The organism is Candidatus Koribacter versatilis Ellin345, assembly GCF_000014005.1.
Taxonomy (GTDB): domain Bacteria; phylum Acidobacteriota; class Terriglobia; order Terriglobales; family Acidobacteriaceae; genus Korobacter; species Korobacter versatilis_A.
In genome coordinates, this window is sequence record NC_008009.1 from 2,482,159 (window position 1) to 2,497,225 (window position 15,067).

Annotated in this window: 12 protein-coding genes; 7 read left to right on the forward strand and 5 right to left on the reverse strand. The window is 58.0% G+C overall.

Annotated features, from left to right (window positions below; all coding sequences use genetic code 11):
* Window positions 1–31: 31 nt before the first annotated feature.
* Entirely contained in the window at window positions 32–1,873 is a 1,842-nt protein-coding gene (locus ACID345_RS10660; RefSeq protein WP_187148985.1) for a TonB-dependent receptor plug domain-containing protein, read from the forward strand.
* Between the two features lie 53 nt (window positions 1,874–1,926).
* On the opposite strand, the gene ACID345_RS25400 is transcribed toward ACID345_RS10660, so the two are convergent.
* Together ACID345_RS25400 and ACID345_RS25405 are read right to left on the reverse strand one after the other, a co-directional pair.
* Complete coding sequence (locus tag ACID345_RS25400) at window positions 1,927–2,796, reverse strand: right-handed parallel beta-helix repeat-containing protein (protein ID WP_011522874.1); 870 nt, start codon at window positions 2,794–2,796, stop codon at window positions 1,927–1,929.
* Window positions 2,797–2,999: 203 nt separating this feature from the next.
* The gene (locus ACID345_RS25405; RefSeq protein ID WP_011522875.1) at window positions 3,000–3,863 is read right to left on the reverse strand and encodes a right-handed parallel beta-helix repeat-containing protein; all 864 of its coding nucleotides are present in this window, start codon (window positions 3,861–3,863) and stop codon (window positions 3,000–3,002) included.
* Window positions 3,864–4,065: 202 nt separating this feature from the next.
* Between ACID345_RS25405 and ACID345_RS10675 the strand changes: the two genes are divergently transcribed.
* The 4 genes from ACID345_RS10675 (at window position 4,066) to ACID345_RS10690 (ending at window position 7,205) form a co-directional block, all read left to right on the forward strand.
* Window positions 4,066–5,091 carry an Lnb N-terminal periplasmic domain-containing protein gene (locus ACID345_RS10675; protein WP_011522876.1) on the forward strand — a complete coding sequence of 342 codons (1,026 nt, stop codon included), beginning with the start codon at window positions 4,066–4,068 and terminating at the stop codon, window positions 5,089–5,091.
* Between the two features lie 9 nt (window positions 5,092–5,100).
* A complete protein-coding gene (locus ACID345_RS10680; protein WP_011522877.1) occupies window positions 5,101–5,982 on the forward strand; it encodes a Nif3-like dinuclear metal center hexameric protein in 882 nt (293 codons plus the stop codon).
* A 100-nt stretch (window positions 5,983–6,082) separates the two neighbouring features.
* Entirely contained in the window at window positions 6,083–6,742 is a 660-nt protein-coding gene (locus tag ACID345_RS10685) for an MEDS domain-containing protein (RefSeq protein WP_011522878.1), read from the forward strand.
* Window positions 6,743–6,791: 49 nt separating this feature from the next.
* A complete protein-coding gene (locus tag ACID345_RS10690) occupies window positions 6,792–7,205 on the forward strand; it encodes a secondary thiamine-phosphate synthase enzyme YjbQ (RefSeq protein ID WP_011522879.1) in 414 nt (137 codons plus the stop codon).
* Window positions 7,206–7,208: 3 nt separating this feature from the next.
* On the opposite strand, the gene ACID345_RS10695 is transcribed toward ACID345_RS10690, so the two are convergent.
* Complete coding sequence (locus tag ACID345_RS10695) at window positions 7,209–8,225, reverse strand: ROK family protein (RefSeq protein ID WP_011522880.1); 1,017 nt, start codon at window positions 8,223–8,225, stop codon at window positions 7,209–7,211.
* A gap of 439 nt (window positions 8,226–8,664) precedes the next feature.
* The gene (locus tag ACID345_RS10700) at window positions 8,665–10,794 is read right to left on the reverse strand and encodes a hypothetical protein (RefSeq protein ID WP_011522881.1); all 2,130 of its coding nucleotides are present in this window, start codon (window positions 10,792–10,794) and stop codon (window positions 8,665–8,667) included.
* A 282-nt stretch (window positions 10,795–11,076) separates the two neighbouring features.
* Here ACID345_RS10700 and ACID345_RS10705 point away from each other — a divergent pair, with 282 nt between their 5' ends.
* Window positions 11,077–11,751 carry a TetR/AcrR family transcriptional regulator gene (locus ACID345_RS10705; RefSeq protein ID WP_148210079.1) on the forward strand — a complete coding sequence of 225 codons (675 nt, stop codon included), beginning with the start codon at window positions 11,077–11,079 and terminating at the stop codon, window positions 11,749–11,751.
* Between the two features lie 2 nt (window positions 11,752–11,753).
* Entirely contained in the window at window positions 11,754–13,550 is a 1,797-nt protein-coding gene (locus ACID345_RS10710) for an AMP-dependent synthetase/ligase (RefSeq protein ID WP_011522883.1), read from the forward strand.
* 570 nt (window positions 13,551–14,120) lie between these two features.
* On the opposite strand, the gene ACID345_RS10715 is transcribed toward ACID345_RS10710, so the two are convergent.
* Window positions 14,121–14,981 carry an undecaprenyl-diphosphate phosphatase gene (locus ACID345_RS10715; protein WP_011522884.1) on the reverse strand — a complete coding sequence of 287 codons (861 nt, stop codon included), beginning with the start codon at window positions 14,979–14,981 and terminating at the stop codon, window positions 14,121–14,123.
* Window positions 14,982–15,067: the final 86 nt, after the last annotated feature.

Consider the following 15,067-nt stretch of genomic DNA (forward strand, 5'->3'; position numbering starts at 1 on the left):
ACTGTTATTTCTTTGCATTTCTTTAGGTGCTTTGGCGCAGCAAGGGCCTACCCCTCCGCAAACGGCAGCAGGCGGACCTCCACCCACGCAGCCGCAGCCCGACGAAGTGGTGGTCGTGACCGGAACCTGGGAGCCGATGCCGCTCGAAGATCTCCAACGCTCGGTGCAGTCCGTTGATGTGCAGGCTGCTCCGCTCTTGTTCTCGAGCACTGCGCAGTTTCTGCAACTCGATCCGTCGGTAGATGTGCGGCAGCGCGCTCCGGGCGGTGACCAGGCAGACCTGTCGATCCGGGGCTCGGCCTTCGAGCAATCGCTGGTGCTGATTGACGGTCTCCGCGTGAATGACGCTCAGACCGGCCACCACAACCTCGACCTCCCGATTCCGCTCGACACTATCAGCCGCATCGAAGTCCTGCATGGCGCGGGTTCGACGTTCTATGGCGCCGATGCGCTGGGCGGCGCGGTGAACTTTATCACCGCTCCGGCTGCGACCAGCGAACTACGCTTGCGTGCGGGTTTCGGCAACTTCGGCTACAACGAGCAGCGTGCCGTCGCTTCCCACGCGACGAAGAACTTCAGCGAGCAGCTCATCGGCGATCGCAGCTTCTCGACGGGCTTCATAGAAGACCGCGACTTCCGGAACGCGGCCGTGTCGAGCGAGACCCATTTCCATACCGCGCTCGGCGACACAATGTTTCTCCTTGCGACCTCCGACCGACCCTACGGAGCGAACCAGTTTTACGGTCCGTTCGATTCGTGGGAGCGAACCAAGGCGTGGTTCGTGGCGTGGACACAGGACCTCGGCAAGCAGACGGCTTTCGACTTTGGTTACCGCCGCCACACCGATGAGTTTGTGCTGCTCCGCGAGGCACCCAGCGTTTATGAGAACAACCATGTGACCGATAGCTGGCAGGGTGCCCTTCGCCGTCACGACGAAATTGGCAAGGTCACGACGATTTCTTATGGCGCGGAAGGCTATCGCGATCAGATCGACAGCAACAATCTCGGATATCACGGCCGCAATCGCGGCGCAGTGTATGCCGCCGCCGATTTCCGAATGATCAAGCGCTTCTCGCTCTCCGTGGGCGCTCGCGAGGAGTCCTACAACGGGACCAAGGGACAGTTCACACCGTCGGTGAGTGCGGCGTACTGGTTCGCGCCGTCATTCAAAGTAAGGGGCGCAGTGAGCCGCGGCTTCCGTATTCCAACCTATACCGATCTTTATTACAGCGATCCCGCCAATGCAGGAAACCCTAACCTTCGTCCGGAGTCGGCGTGGAGCTACGAAGGCGGCGTCGATTGGAATGCGGGCGGCAAGATAGCTCTGACGGCGACAGTATTCCACCGCCGCGAGCATGACGGCATTGACTACGTGAAGTGCGGCTCCGGCTTTACCTTCGACATCAATACCGGCACCTGCATCGCAAGCGGAGTACCGAACGACGTTTGGCATGCCTACAACATCGACAGCCTGAACTTCACCGGCTTCGAGACCCTTCTTCGCTATCGTCTTACGCAGCGCCAGGAGTTCACCGTGGGTTATACCGGCATTCACGGTTCGCAGAATGCCGCACCCCGTGTGCAGTCGCAGTACGTCTTCAACTATCCCGTGAACAATACTTACGTAGGATGGCAGGGAAGTGTGTGGCGAGGGATCATCGCGCGGACGCGTCTCGGCGTGACCCAACGCTACGCGCACGATCCCTATGCCCTTTGGGACTTCTCTGTAGCGAGGGAAGAGGGACGTATTCGGCCCTACCTGCAGTTCACAAATCTAACCAGCACGACCTATCAGGAAGTCGATGGCGTCGCGATGCCGGAGTTCGGCGTGATCGGTGGCGTAGAGATCGCGGTCTTCGGCAAGAAGCGTTAACTCAGAAAACAGAAAAGGCCTTCCGTTACCGGAAGGCCTAATCGCGAAGAGCTCTAGATCTGGCTGGCGGGCGTTACGGCGCTGCCTGCGCCGACGTTCCCCGAGAGCTGGTTGTTGCCGAACGAATAGACCACACCGCCGCTGATGCTGATGGCCGTAGTGTTGTTGCTGATCTGCGTATCGGACATATACACGGTGCCGGCGGCATAAACGCCAACTGCGCTGTCCGAGGCGACCGAGTTCTGCAACGTAAGCGTCCCTCCGGCGAGTGCTCCGAAGGCTTTTTGGCTGGCATTGGAAACTGTCGTATTCGATGCCGTCACCTTGCCGTAGGCGTAGATACCGTTCGCTGAGGCGGAAATGTGAACGTTATCGATGTTGCCCGACCCACCGGTCGCCGTACGGATGCCGGCCACACCCATGCCGTCGATATTGGTATTTACGACGCTGAACTTGTTTCCGTACACGAAGTCAATCCCGGCGGTGCTGAAGTCGAAGAGGTTGCAGTGTTCGACTTTGAGGATTACACCCTGGCTGAGCACGCGGATGGCGGAGATACCGAGAGTCGTTCCCGCGCCGTTAATGCTCAGGTTGCGGATGATTACGAGCATCGGCGTGGTCGGCGTCGGGTTGGTGATGTTGATGCCATACGTTGCCGAGGCGAGAATGCTGCCCCAGTTGTTGCCATCGAGAGTGATGGACTTGGTGACGGTGACGGCGCCGAATCCGCCGGGATCGAGAGCATCGATTTCACCGCCGGCGGAGGTCTTGGAAATAGCGCCCGCGAATGTCTTGCAGGGGGCGGTACGGGAGCACGGGTTCACATCGTCTCCGACGCCCGAAATCCAGGTGCGTGTGGCTTGCCCGAATGAAATGGCGGAGAGTGCAAGGATAAGAACGAGCGTAAGCGCAAGTTTGCGCATGAACAGCCTCCAAATCGAAATGGTTTAAAGGGGGATATCGAGGAACTCTCAACGATTTTTGCCATAGTATGCAGACGCCGCGCAGCCGTCAAGAAAACTATGGTCACTTGGTGCCACTGGACGACTCTCGTTGAATTGCCTCCGGTGCAAAGAAAAGGCTTTCCGATCGCTCGGAAGGCCCTTGATGTGGGAGAAAAAGCTAGCTAGGTCTGGTTGGCCGGCGTAACGGCGTTGCCGTTGCCAACGTTTCCAGAGAGTTGGTTATTGCCGTAGGAGTAAACAACTCCTCCAGAGATACTGATGGCGGTGGTGTTGTTGCTGATCTCGCAATTGCTCATGTAGACGTTGCCCGTAGCAAAAACGCCGACGCCGCTATCGGAGGCGGTGGAGTTCTGCAGTGTGAGACTTGCCCCTCCCTCGCTCGCAAATGCTCGGTTGCTGGCGCCGGTCACGGTGCTGTTGGAAATGGTGACCTTGCCAAGGGCGTACACGCCATTTGTCGAGTTCGAGATGTGGGTTCCGACAATGTTCCCAGCGCCGCTGCTAGCCGATCGGATGCCGGCCACAACTGCTCCGATGATCTCTGTGTTCACGACGCTGAACTTCGTCGGGTATTGCATATCGATCCCGGCCACGGTGAAGTCGAAGACCTGAACGTGCTCAACCTTCAGCACGACACCAGCGCTGACGATCGAAATGCCTGAGATTCCGGTGTTGAGCCCGTTGATGCTGAGGTTGCGGATGATGACTTCCATCGGAGTCGTCGGCGTGGGATTGCTGATGGCGATGCCGTTGGTGCCGGAGACGAGAACGCTGCCCCAGTTATTGCCATCCAGCGTAATGGGCTTGGTGATCGTCAAAGCGCCGAATCCGCCTGGATCAAGGGCATCGATCTCGCCGCTCGGGGCTGTCTTCGAAATGGCGCCAGCAAACGTTTTGCAAGGCGCGGTACGCGAGCAGGGATTGGCATCGTCGCCGACGCCGGAAATCCAAGTGCGGCTAGCTTGACCGAAGCTAAACACGGAAAGACCGAGCACCAGGACGGTGAAAAACAGAATTTTGCGCATAGGCAGCCTCCGAGGTTGCACACGAAAAGGGAAAATGTCGAGGGACAGTAAATCGAGCCACGACAGCTTATGGCGGCTTTGTCTTGGCGTCAACGGAAAGGAGTGCCATTGCCGGGTTTGGGACTAACGAGGGAGCTATTGTCGCCTCTGCTATGCTTTGCACAAATCGTTACTGGTTCCTGCGGATGAAAGAGAGGCGCATGTGCGCTGGTTTCGCCGGATTGGAATGCTGCTGGGCGCTGCAATCGGCTTCGTGCTCACGTTGTGGGCGGCAGCGGCGCTCTACTTCGACTTTACGTTCCCCAGGCTGCGAGTCGTGGTCGCGCTTCTGTATCTGGCGGTAATCGTCCGCGCGATAGTGTATTTGCGACGCTCCAAGCTTGTGCTTGCCGTGCCGGTGGTCGGCTTCCTGGTTGTATTGGGCTGGTGGCTCACACTCAAGGCCACGAATGACGGTGACTGGCAGCCCGACAATGCACAGACCGCGTCGATCGACTTCAATGGCGATGCGGTGACCGTCCACAACTTCCGATTGTGCACCTACAAGACCGAGGCGGACTACACCTGCGAGTGGCAGACCCGATCGTACGACCTGTCGAAACTTCACGCGGTGGACATTTTCATAACCTGGTGGGGCTCCCCATGGATCGCGCACCCGATTGTTAGCTTCGACTTCGGGGACCAGGGGCACATCGCGATGTCGATCGAGACGCGCGACCTTGTTGGGCAAAGTTATTCGGCGGTGCGCGGGTTTTTCCGGCAGTATGCACTGATCTACGTTGTTACCGACGAGCGCGACGTGATTCTCCTTCGCACCAACTACAGAAAAGGTGAAGAGGTACACATCTTTCGTACCAACATCAACCCGGAGACAGCCCGAAAGCTGTTTGGGGACTATGCGGCCCGCGTGAACCAATTACACAACCGTCCGGAGTGGTACAACGCGGTGACGAATAACTGCACGACAAACATTGCTGTCTCGGCAGCGCAAGCGAACAGTCGCCGCACGCGACTGGATTGGCGCGTCCTGCTCAATGGAAAATCGGACGAGATGATGTACGAACACGGTGGGATTGCGACGGGCGGGTTGCCCATCGCCAGGTTGAGAGAGCAGGCACACATCAACTCGGTTGCGCAAAAAGTGGGAAACGATCCCGAGTTTTCCCGGTTGATCCGGGTTGGGCGGGTTGGCTTCCCGGAAGCCGGCGCTGCCGCGGGGGCGAATTAGAATCTTGGCATGATGAACCTGGGCGAACTACGCCGCAATATCTCTTATCTCTTCATTGCTGTCTCGATCGCCGGTTATGCGAGTGCGCAGCAGAAGCCGATCACGGCACGCGAAGTTGTTGCCGAAATCCAGAAGCATGTCGGCGTCGAATGGCGCGCGCAAACGGTAGATACCTTCAAAGCAGGGAATCCTGATACACCCATCACCGGAATCGCGGTCACCATGATGGCGACTATGGAGGTGCTGCAGCGCGCTTCCGAGAAGGGACTGAACCTCGTCATCACCCACGAACCGACGTTCTACGCCCACCTTGACGTGCCCGAAGGGATGCAGGAGAGCGATGCGGTATGGGCAGAGAAGCGGGCATTCATTGAGAAGCACAACATGGTGGTGTGGCGCTTCCACGATCACTGGCACTTGCGCAAACCCGACGGCATTACCGCGGGAGTCGTCCACGATCTCGGCTGGGAAAAGTATCAGAACCAGGAGAACCAGAATCTTTTTGTGCATCCCGAGACGACCCTGAAGAAGCTCTCCGAAGAAGTCGCGAAGAAGCTGAATTCGCCGATCGTCCGTGTGGTCGGGGATCCGGACCTAAAGGTCACGAAGGTTGGTATGTCGCTGGGCGCGGCAGGTATCCAGCGTCACATCCCGATGCTGGAGAGCGACGATGTGCAGGTGCTGTTAATCGGCGAGGTGCCGGAATGGGAGACGATCGAGTACGTGGCCGACGCGGTCGCGCAGCATCGCCAGAAGGCGCTGGTTTTGATCGGACACATTCCAAGCGAACAGCCTGGCATGGGCGAGGCCACTCGATGGCTGAAGACCTTTGTCAGCGGTGTACCTATCGAGTTCGTGCCGACCCGCCAGCCGATGTGGGAAGCGCACTGAAAAGGTTGCCTGGCCGTCGAAGTATTCTCCGGCAGCTTTGCCCTTCAATCCGCGCGCAACGAAGAGTAATATCGTTGACACCAGAGTTGGGGGATTTTCCATGTCATCGCCACAGCGCATCGTCTATCAGCAAGGCGACCACGTGTGCACGCTTTTCTCTTCGCCAGAAGAACAGCTGAAAGCCGCGGTGGAATACATTCAGGTCGGGCTGGCTCGTGGCGAACGCTGTCTCTACGTCTGCTGTGAACATTCAGTAGCGGTATTCCGGAATGAACTCCGGAAGGCGGGAATCGACGTCGGTGCCGAAGAAAAGCGCGGCGCTCTGATCGTTATCACGAAAGAAGACGGGCACCTTAAAGGCGGCCGGTTTGACCCCGACAAAATGATCTCCCTCCTGCACACCGCCGTACAGGGCGCGTTGGATGCGGGGTTTAGCGGCCTCTGCGCTGCCGGCGACATGAGCTGGGTGCTCGACGAGGCTCCAGGAACCGAGCGGGTGGCCGAGTACGAATCACGTCTGAACGAGTTTTACAGCTCGAACCGTGCGCTCGGACTTTGCCAATACAATCGGAACACGCTCCCTCCGGAGATGCTCGATCACTGCATGGCAACGCACGCCTATGTGCGTATCGAAGGCCCGATTCTTCTGGAGAATCCATTCTTCGAGAGTCCGGAAAAAGCGATGCATCGCGTCGCGGATATCCATAAAGTCGAGGACAAGCTCCGTCACTTCGAGACGGCGCGAAGATCCAACGCCTGAACGATCTCGAGACGGTCAGCTTCTGCAAGCGCGGTGATAGATTGTCGGCATGAAGTTTCATACCGAGTATCTCCACTTCGAGACGAAGAAGCACCGCGCCTACGTTCACATCACCCCGCAGGTCGAAAAAATCCTTGAACGCAGCGGCGTAAGAGACGGGATGATCCTCGTGTCGGCGATGCATATTACCGCCGGAATTTACGTGAACGATGACGAAGAAGGGCTGATCCACGACATTGACGAGTGGCTGGAGAAGCTAGCGCCCTTCAAAGAAACCTACCAGCACCACCGCACCGGCGAAGATAACGGCGACTCCCATCTGAAGGCGTTGCTCATCCATCACGAAGTAATTCTTCCAGTGACCAATGGGAAGCTCGACTTCGGCACATGGCAGCGCGTCTTCTACGCGGAGTTCGACGGTCAGCGGAAGAAACGCGTAATCGTGAAAGTGATGGGCGAGTAGACGCTAGGCCAGCCCGCTCTGGCGCGCGAGCTTCAACGCCTCAAGAGCTGCGCCACGTGCGCCGGCGGTGTCGCCGTTCGGCATCACGTAAATCGGAATATCCACTTGCTCTTCGCGCTGGTTGGGCATCCCGCGTCGGATCTCGGCGAGGAACCACGCCTGGAATTCCTTGCTCGTCTCGAGCGCACCGCCGCCCACGATGAGCGCATCGGGATCGAAGGTGTTAATCATCTCGTCGAAGAACAAGCCGATAGCGTGCGCCTGGATGCGGAATACTTCCTTACAGACCGCGTCGCCCTTGTCGGCCATACCGCGCACGAGCTTCGCCGCCTGGTGGATGTCCATTTTGTCGAGCTCATGGGTAGGGTTTTTCTTCAGCAGGTGCGGGAGAATGTTGCGCTCAATGCCGGTCAGCGAGCACAGCGATTCGAGATCGCCGATGCGTCCGCAGTTGCACTTCGGCACCATGTCTTCGGCTCCCTTGATGCTTTGGAAGGGAAGTAGGACGTGGCCAAGCTCTCCACCGAAACCGTTCTTACCCTTTACGACGTCGCCGCCGATGATGATGCCCCCACCATTGCCGGTGCCGATAACTGTGGAGATGGAGGTTTCGGTGCTGGTGGCGCCGAAGATGGTGTAGTGGCCCCAGAGGGCGGCGGCGTTGGCATCGTTCAAATACGACACCGGTTTGCCGAGGCGACGCGCGAGGCCTTCGCGGATATCGTAGCCGGCCCAGTCTTTGTGAACGAAATTGGTTGCGCCGCGCGTGCTGAGTTGGCCCGCTGCTGAAGCGGGTCCGGGCGTGTCGAGGCCGACGGCGACTACGTCGGAAACCGCGACACCAGCGAGTTTCAGCGCGAGGTGCAGGCCGTCTTCAATTTGTTTCAAGCAGATGTCGGGGCCTTGTTTGGAGAGGGCGGGATGCTCGAATAGTTCTTCGATGAGGAACTTTTCTTCGCGATTGACGAGGGTGTAGTTGATGGCTGTACCGCCAAGATCGACGCCGGCAACGATCTGCATGAGAGCTCCTTCGATATGAAGAATGATGTTAGCAGCGGGGAGTGCAGTACGAAAATAACGGGAAGAAAAGAGGAAAACTTACGGTAAAACCCGAAGTTAGAAAGTGGTAAACAATCTTTTCCAAGTGCTTATTTACTGGTGGTTTGCGGAGTTATGCCATTTTCTGTCATCGGTCCAGCTCCCGGAATTTCTTCTCCAAACCGCGCGAAAAGCGACTCTGACCGCCGGAATTCTTCTGATTCGGCGAGTTTGCCGCAAAGGTGGTACAGGGAAATTGAAAGATTTTGATAACCGAAGGGTTAACAGCTCGGAAACCCGCGTAAATCGCGGCTGCCACAGCGGTCCCCCGACGGAGCTTGGTTTGCTCTCTGGAGAGCAAAGAAAAACCCGTCCTACCGCGCTCACTTGTCGCGATTAGGACGGGTCACCCGAAGCCGTTTTATGGGCCGGCTTCGGTGTAGGTATAGGACTCGGATTGCCACGTGCCCTGCGTGAACGAGTTGAGGCGAACGTAGAGCGTCGCGCCAGTGGTTGGAATGCTGCTCACCGTGGTGGACGTGGTGCCGGGGTTGAAGGTTCCGTAGAAGACATCGTGCGCGCCGGGTGTGGTGCCCACGTACAGCGAGTACTGCAAGACAGCCGTGCCGGCGGTCCAGGTAAACGATTGGCTGGCGCTGGAGAGCGTGCTGCCGGGAGTGGGTGTGGCGATCGTGGCTGGAGCGGTTGTGCCGCTCGCGTAGTACTTGTACGAGTTGCCGCGCCAGGTGCCCGCGATGTAGGAGTACAACGTGACGTAAACCGGCTGTGCGTTGGTGGGCAGGCCGCTTACGGTTGTGGACGTCGTGGCAGAGCCGAAGGTCTGGTACGCGATGTCGTGTGCACCGGGCGCGGTTCCCACGTAGAGCGAGAAGTTATTCGCACCAACGCCGGCGTTCCACGTGAACGACTGGCTGGTTCCCGCAAGAACAGCGCCGTTCGATGGAGTGGCCATCGTTGCGGGGACTGGCGTGCCGGATTCGATGTAGCGATAGCTGTTGGGGTGCCAGGCTCCGCTGTAATACGAGTAGAGCGTGACGTACAGGTACGCGCCGTGGGTGGGAATGCTATTCACGGTGGTGGACGTCGTAGAAGTCGGGAAGGTGGAGAAGAAGACGTCGTGGGCGCCCGGTGCGGTGCCGACGTAGAGGGAGAACTGGGTTGCGCCAGAACCCGGACTCCAATTGAACGTGGTGGAGGATCCGGAGAGGGTGCTCCCATTCGCAGGACTGGTCATGGTCGCGGAAGAGGAGGCTGTGACCGTCACATTCGCGAGGCCGGTAATTCCGGGCTGGTTGACGTCAGCGGCAGTAATACTCTGTGCCCCGAGGGTGTGGAGCGTGACTTGTATGGTGCTGACGCCGCTGGTCAGTTTGCCGTCGGCCGGCAGGGTCGAGCTGCCGTCGGAGCTCGTGTAGTGGACGGTGCCACCGTAAGCGGCCGTGGTCGCGCTGCTTGAGTTCTTAGCTGTGACGGTGACATTGAAAGGGACACCGGCTGCGACCGTCGAAGGAGCAGAGAGGGCAAATGAAGTGGCAGAGTTTGCCGTGCTCGCGGTACAGACGCCGGCGAGATTGGAATACTGCTTCTGGACGGTGTAGGTTGCGCGGGCAGTATCTAGAGGGGTCTGCTGGGCATTGCAGATATCGGAGATTTCACCCTGAGATGTGTTGTACCAGGCAATGGGATAAGCGACGGTGGAAGCATATCCGACTTCCGCATCGGTAGTAGCTTCGACCAGTTCGTGCGAGGAGACACTCGTCAGATTGTCGAAATCGGTCGCGCCAGCACCGCAGCCGCCGTCGCAGCCTGGGTTGGTGAGATCGGGAAAAATTCCGTACAGAAGGTCGACACCACTCCGGTTCGCGGTGCTGTGATAGGCGCAGAACTGTACGCAACTGGTGTCCGATGCGTCGAGTTTGATGACGAAGCCTGACGGGAAATAGATCATGTAGATGGTGTTGGAGTGCCCGTTGGCGTCCACCGTAGGCTCGGGGAGGTGCCCGGCGGTGATCTGGGAATTGAGTTCGCTTTGGATCTGGGCGTCAGTACAAGTCGTTGCCGTGCATACCGTCGGCGTGATGGTGATTTCTGTATTGAATGTGCCGCGCCCGATGGTCTGGTTTCCGGTGTGTGCACCCACGACCATCCCAGCCGTGTTGTATTCGGAGAGCATGTCCCAGTAGGTGGTATTGGTGACGTCCTGGAGGAAATTGGCCATGGTGACGCCGCCGGTTCCGACGGGCTTGCTCACCGCTCCCCAGTTGACGATGATGACGTCGGGATTGGAAATGACCGGCCCGCCGTAATAGTGCAGGAGTCCGGCCGTCTTGATGACGTTCGTCCGCGGTTGATTAGGGTTGGTGATTGGGACGATATGGATCGGCCGTTTGGCGTTGGCGTCGAAGGCGTCGGAGTTGCTCTGGGCGGGCAAAACTCCACAGAGTGCGACGAGCGAGAGAAGAGCCCAAAGCACGTGGGTTCTGCGGCGTGAGACGTGACTGCGGCGATGGTTCGAGTGCACGGAGTGCATTAGTTTCTCCTGGATGTTCTGGGGACGACGGCGGGCGCCACGCCATGCCTGGGGAAAAGTTGCTGGATTCTACTGCACTTTGGTGACGGCTCAAAACAAAATACGAGGCAAAAATAGCAAGAGCTGGGGTGGATGGCCTATTTGATGGAGCGGGGATTGGCGTTGCAACTGAATGGAGATTCAGTTTATTGTGTTCGGCACATGAGCCGCTGAGGATGGCGAGGCAGCGGCCGCCCTTTCAGTCTAGAGATATCCAATCCTTTAACCGAGGCAAGCGGCCCAGTGTCGAAACGTGAAATGCAGTCGGCTGGTCATCGTTCCGGTGCAGCGAAGAAACCTGTCCCAGCAAGTACAGCGAAAGCGGAGAACGGAACTCCGGGGGGCAAGTCCGACAAATACCAGCGCATTCTCGATGCAGCGATCGCGGTGATTGCGGAGAAGGGCTTCTTCACGGCGCGGATCTCGGACATCGCCGAACGGGCCGATGTGGCGGACGGTACGGTCTATCTCTATTTCAAAAGCAAAGAAGACATCCTGATGAAAGCCATCAACGCGGCGTTCGATGGCTTCATGCGGCACGCCCTAACGGAGCTGGCAAAGATCGAATCGCCGGAGAAGCAGTTGCGCAGATTGGCGTATCTGCATCTTGAGGCGATGGGTTCAAATCGGAACGCGGCGAAGGTCTTTCAGATGGAACTGCGTCAGAGCACGAGATTTCTGGAAGAATTTAGTCACGACCACATGGTCGAGTATTTTGCGCTCGTACGTGAGGCGATTCGCCGCGGCCAGCATGACGGAACTTTCCGTGCCGAACTTTCAGACAAAGTAGCGGCGAATTGCTTCTTCGGCTCTCTGGATGAAATGGTGACTTCGTGGGTGCTGAGCGGAGAGGATTATCCGCTGGCACATGCGGCTGAGCACGTCTGCGATGTCATCTTAAAGGGATTGGAGAAGTAAGCATGGCGATTGAACTGAAGACCATCAACGATGTGTTCTTCGCCGTTGTGGATCGCCAACTGTCGCAGGTGATGGCGTATCGCGAAGGCGCGAATTGGAAGTACATCTCCTCGCAGGAACTTTACCGGCGTGTTGTGGCAACCGCACGGTGGTTGCAATTGCAGGGCGTGAAGAAAGGCGACCGCGTCGCCATCCTGAGCGAGAACCGTCCGGAGTGGGCGATTGCGGATTTTGCGGTCCTGGCGATTGGCGCCGTGGTGGTGCCGATTTATGCGACGCTGACGCCGGAACATATCTCCTACCTGCTGAAAGATTCGGGGACGCGAGTCATTTTTCTGTCCACGCGAACCCAGTTGCAGAAGGTGCGGGCGATTGAAGCGCAAACGCCGCTGCAGCACGTGGTGATGATGGACGAGGTCATTCCTCCGGAAGCGATCTGGATGCAGACGATCACGGAGAGCGGGACCGAGGGTCGGGATGCCGGGTTCGATGCAACAGCGAAGTCGCTACAGTCAGACGATCTTGCGACGCTGGTCTATACCTCGGGGACGACCGGGAATTCCAAGGGCGCAATCATCACGCACGGCAACATGGCAGCGAACTTGAGTTGCTCGCTGGAAGGCTTCGCGGCGTTGAGGGAGGGCGGACATCGGCTGATTTCGTTTTTGCCGCTTTCGCATATCACGGCGCGACACTTGGATTACCAGATGTTCCATCATGGCGTGATGCTGGCGTACTGTCCCAACGTGGACATGATCACGGCACTGATGAAAGAGATCCGGCCGACCATCTTTGTCGCGGTGCCGCGCGTGTACGAGAAGATTTCGACGACCGTGAAGATGAAGGCGGCGGAGGGAATCAAGAAGAAAATCTACGACTGGGCGATGCGCGTGGGCGCGAAACACCAGGCGACGATCCTCGTCGGCAACACGCCGACATCGCTCGACTGGAAGCTCGCCAACAAATTGCTGTTCTCGAAAGTACGTGAGGCGATGGGCGGCGAGGTGCAGTTCTTCATCTCGGGCGGCGCGCCGCTGGGCAGGGAACTGGCGGAGTGGTACGCAAGCTTTGGGATACGTATTCACGAAGGCTATGGGCTGACCGAGACCTCGCCGGTGATCGCGCTGAATAATCCGAAGAACCATCGGTTGGGGACGGTTGGACCTCTGCTCAGTAATGTTGAGGTGAAGATCGCGAGCGACGGGGAAATCCTGGTGCGGGGACCGTCGGTGTTCAAGGGCTACTGGAACATGCCTACGGAGACAACGCAGGCATTCGAAGGTGAGTGGTTTAAGACGGGAGACATTGGGCATCTCGACGGCGAAGGATTTTTGTCTATTACGGACAGGAAGAAGGACCTGATTAAGACGTCGGGAGGGAAGTTCATTGCTCCGCAGCCGATCGAGGGATCGCTGAAAGTGCATCCGATGGTGGCAGAGGCGGCAATGGTCGGCGAAAAGCGGAGGTTCCCGGCGGTGATGATCCTGCCGAATTTCCCGTTGCTCGAAGAATGGGCGAAGAAGAATGCGGTCAGCTTCGATGGGCGGGATCAACTTGTTACCGATCCCAAAGTCATCGAGTTGTACACGCAGATCGTGGAGCAGGTGAACGGCAAACTCGCCCAGTACGAGAAGATGAAAAAGCTGTTAATTCTTCCGACGGAGCTGAGTATCGCCGAAGGAACGATGACCGCGAGCATGAAGCTGCGGCGGCGCCAACTCGAAGCGAAGTTCCGAGACCAGATCGAAGCGATGTACGCGGTCGAGAATGGTGCGCCGGAGAGGGTCGCCGCGAATTAGCGGATGCTGGCAGATTGAGGGAAACGAAAAGCCTCTCCAAAAGGAGAGGCTTTTGCAAAATGAGTTGAAGAACGGCTAGTCGCTGAAGGAGGCTTCGCGACGGCTGTTCAGCGGGACGGCTGTGTCTTCTGCGACCTTCGTCGGGCCTTTACCGATGAACTGGATCAGACCGAGAAAGCGTTTCAGACACGTCATGCAGCGATAATGTCGCAGCAAAACGACCCGGGTAAGAAGGATCTCTGTCCGGGACTGGGGCCGTGAGGGGAGGCTATCCTTGCTAGAGCAATGGGGACACCGTTTCATCGGTGAAGTAATCTTAGCAGACAGTCCTTGGATTGATGCTGACGAAAGTACACTGCCTAGGTGAAGTAATAGGACACCATACTTTCTGGGAAACGGGCTACTGACGCCCAATCCAACAACTCGGCTCGCGGTATCCGCCTTGCCACCATTCAGATCGCGCCCATTCCGCAAGGAGAGTGCTAAGAGTTAGCGTAGTTCCTCGAGCACGAACATGAGTGGGACGAATGTAGTGTAGGTACCCCGCTAGTAATCGGGTGAGCAACTCACCTACCTCTTTAGAGCCCACGCCAGTACCGCAATCCCAACGACAATCCGATACACAGCGAAGGGCACAAAGCCGCGCGTGCGCACCCATTTCATGAACCAGGCGACCACAAAATAGGCGACGATGAAGCTCACGATGAAGCCGATCGCGAGTGTGATCCAGGCATGCGCATCCATGTGAACGACGCCGAGCGCAGCACCCGCTTCGTCCTTGTGACGAAGGGTCTTGAGCAGGTCGTAGCAGGTCGCGACGACCATAGTGGGAATCGACAGGAAGAACGAGAACTCGAGGGCGGCGGCGCGGGTCATCCCGGAGAGTTGCCCGGCAGCAATCGTGGACATGGAGCGCGAGGTACCGGGGAATACGGCGGAGAGGACCTGGCAGAGGCCGATCCAGATGGCCTGGCCAACGGACATCTTGTCCATATCGTCGGTGGCACCCTTGTCGGCGAACATTACGTCCACAATCCACATCACGATGCCACCGATGAGCAGCGCGGAGCCCATGATGATCACGCTCTCAAGGTGCTTGCCGATGATCTTGGTGAAGAGGAAGGCGGGGATGGCGGTGCAGAGGAAGGCGATGATGGTGAGCGTCAGGGGATGCGTGAGCGCGGTGTGGTTGCCGGATTTGCCCTTCGGAAATGTCGCGAAGAATTCACTGATGCGGGCACGGAAGTAAATCGGCAGGCACAGGATGGCGCCAAGTTGGATGACGATGGAGAACATCTTCCAGAAGCCGTCGCCGAGATCAATGTGGAGCAGGGCCTCGCAGATGCGCAGGTGAGCGGTGGAACTGACAGGCAGGAATTCGGTCAGGCCTTCGACGACGCCGAGCAGGGCGGCGAGCAGGTATGCGTTCAACGGTCCTCCAGGACAGTGGTAACGATAGGGATGGTTCGACTGCGAATGCGGATTATTATCCGCATTCTCGACTCACCATGACAGCG

Excerpts from the sequence above, each read along its gene's own strand:
- ACID345_RS10695 (WP_011522880.1), bottom strand. The coding sequence starts at position 8,225 with ATGCAGATCGTTGCCGGCGTCGATCTTGGCGGTACAGCCATCAACTAC.
- ACID345_RS10690 (WP_011522879.1), top strand. The coding sequence starts at position 6,792 with ATGAAGTTTCATACCGAGTATCTCCACTTCGAGACGAAGAAGCACCGC.
- ACID345_RS10710 (WP_011522883.1), top strand. The coding sequence starts at position 11,754 with ATGGCGATTGAACTGAAGACCATCAACGATGTGTTCTTCGCCGTTGTG.
- ACID345_RS25400 (WP_011522874.1), bottom strand. The coding sequence starts at position 2,796 with ATGCGCAAACTTGCGCTTACGCTCGTTCTTATCCTTGCACTCTCCGCC.
- ACID345_RS10700 (WP_011522881.1), bottom strand. The coding sequence starts at position 10,794 with ATGCACTCCGTGCACTCGAACCATCGCCGCAGTCACGTCTCACGCCGC.
- ACID345_RS10685 (WP_011522878.1), top strand. The coding sequence starts at position 6,083 with ATGTCATCGCCACAGCGCATCGTCTATCAGCAAGGCGACCACGTGTGC.
- ACID345_RS10680 (WP_011522877.1), top strand. The coding sequence starts at position 5,101 with ATGATGAACCTGGGCGAACTACGCCGCAATATCTCTTATCTCTTCATT.
- ACID345_RS25405 (WP_011522875.1), bottom strand. The coding sequence starts at position 3,863 with ATGCGCAAAATTCTGTTTTTCACCGTCCTGGTGCTCGGTCTTTCCGTG.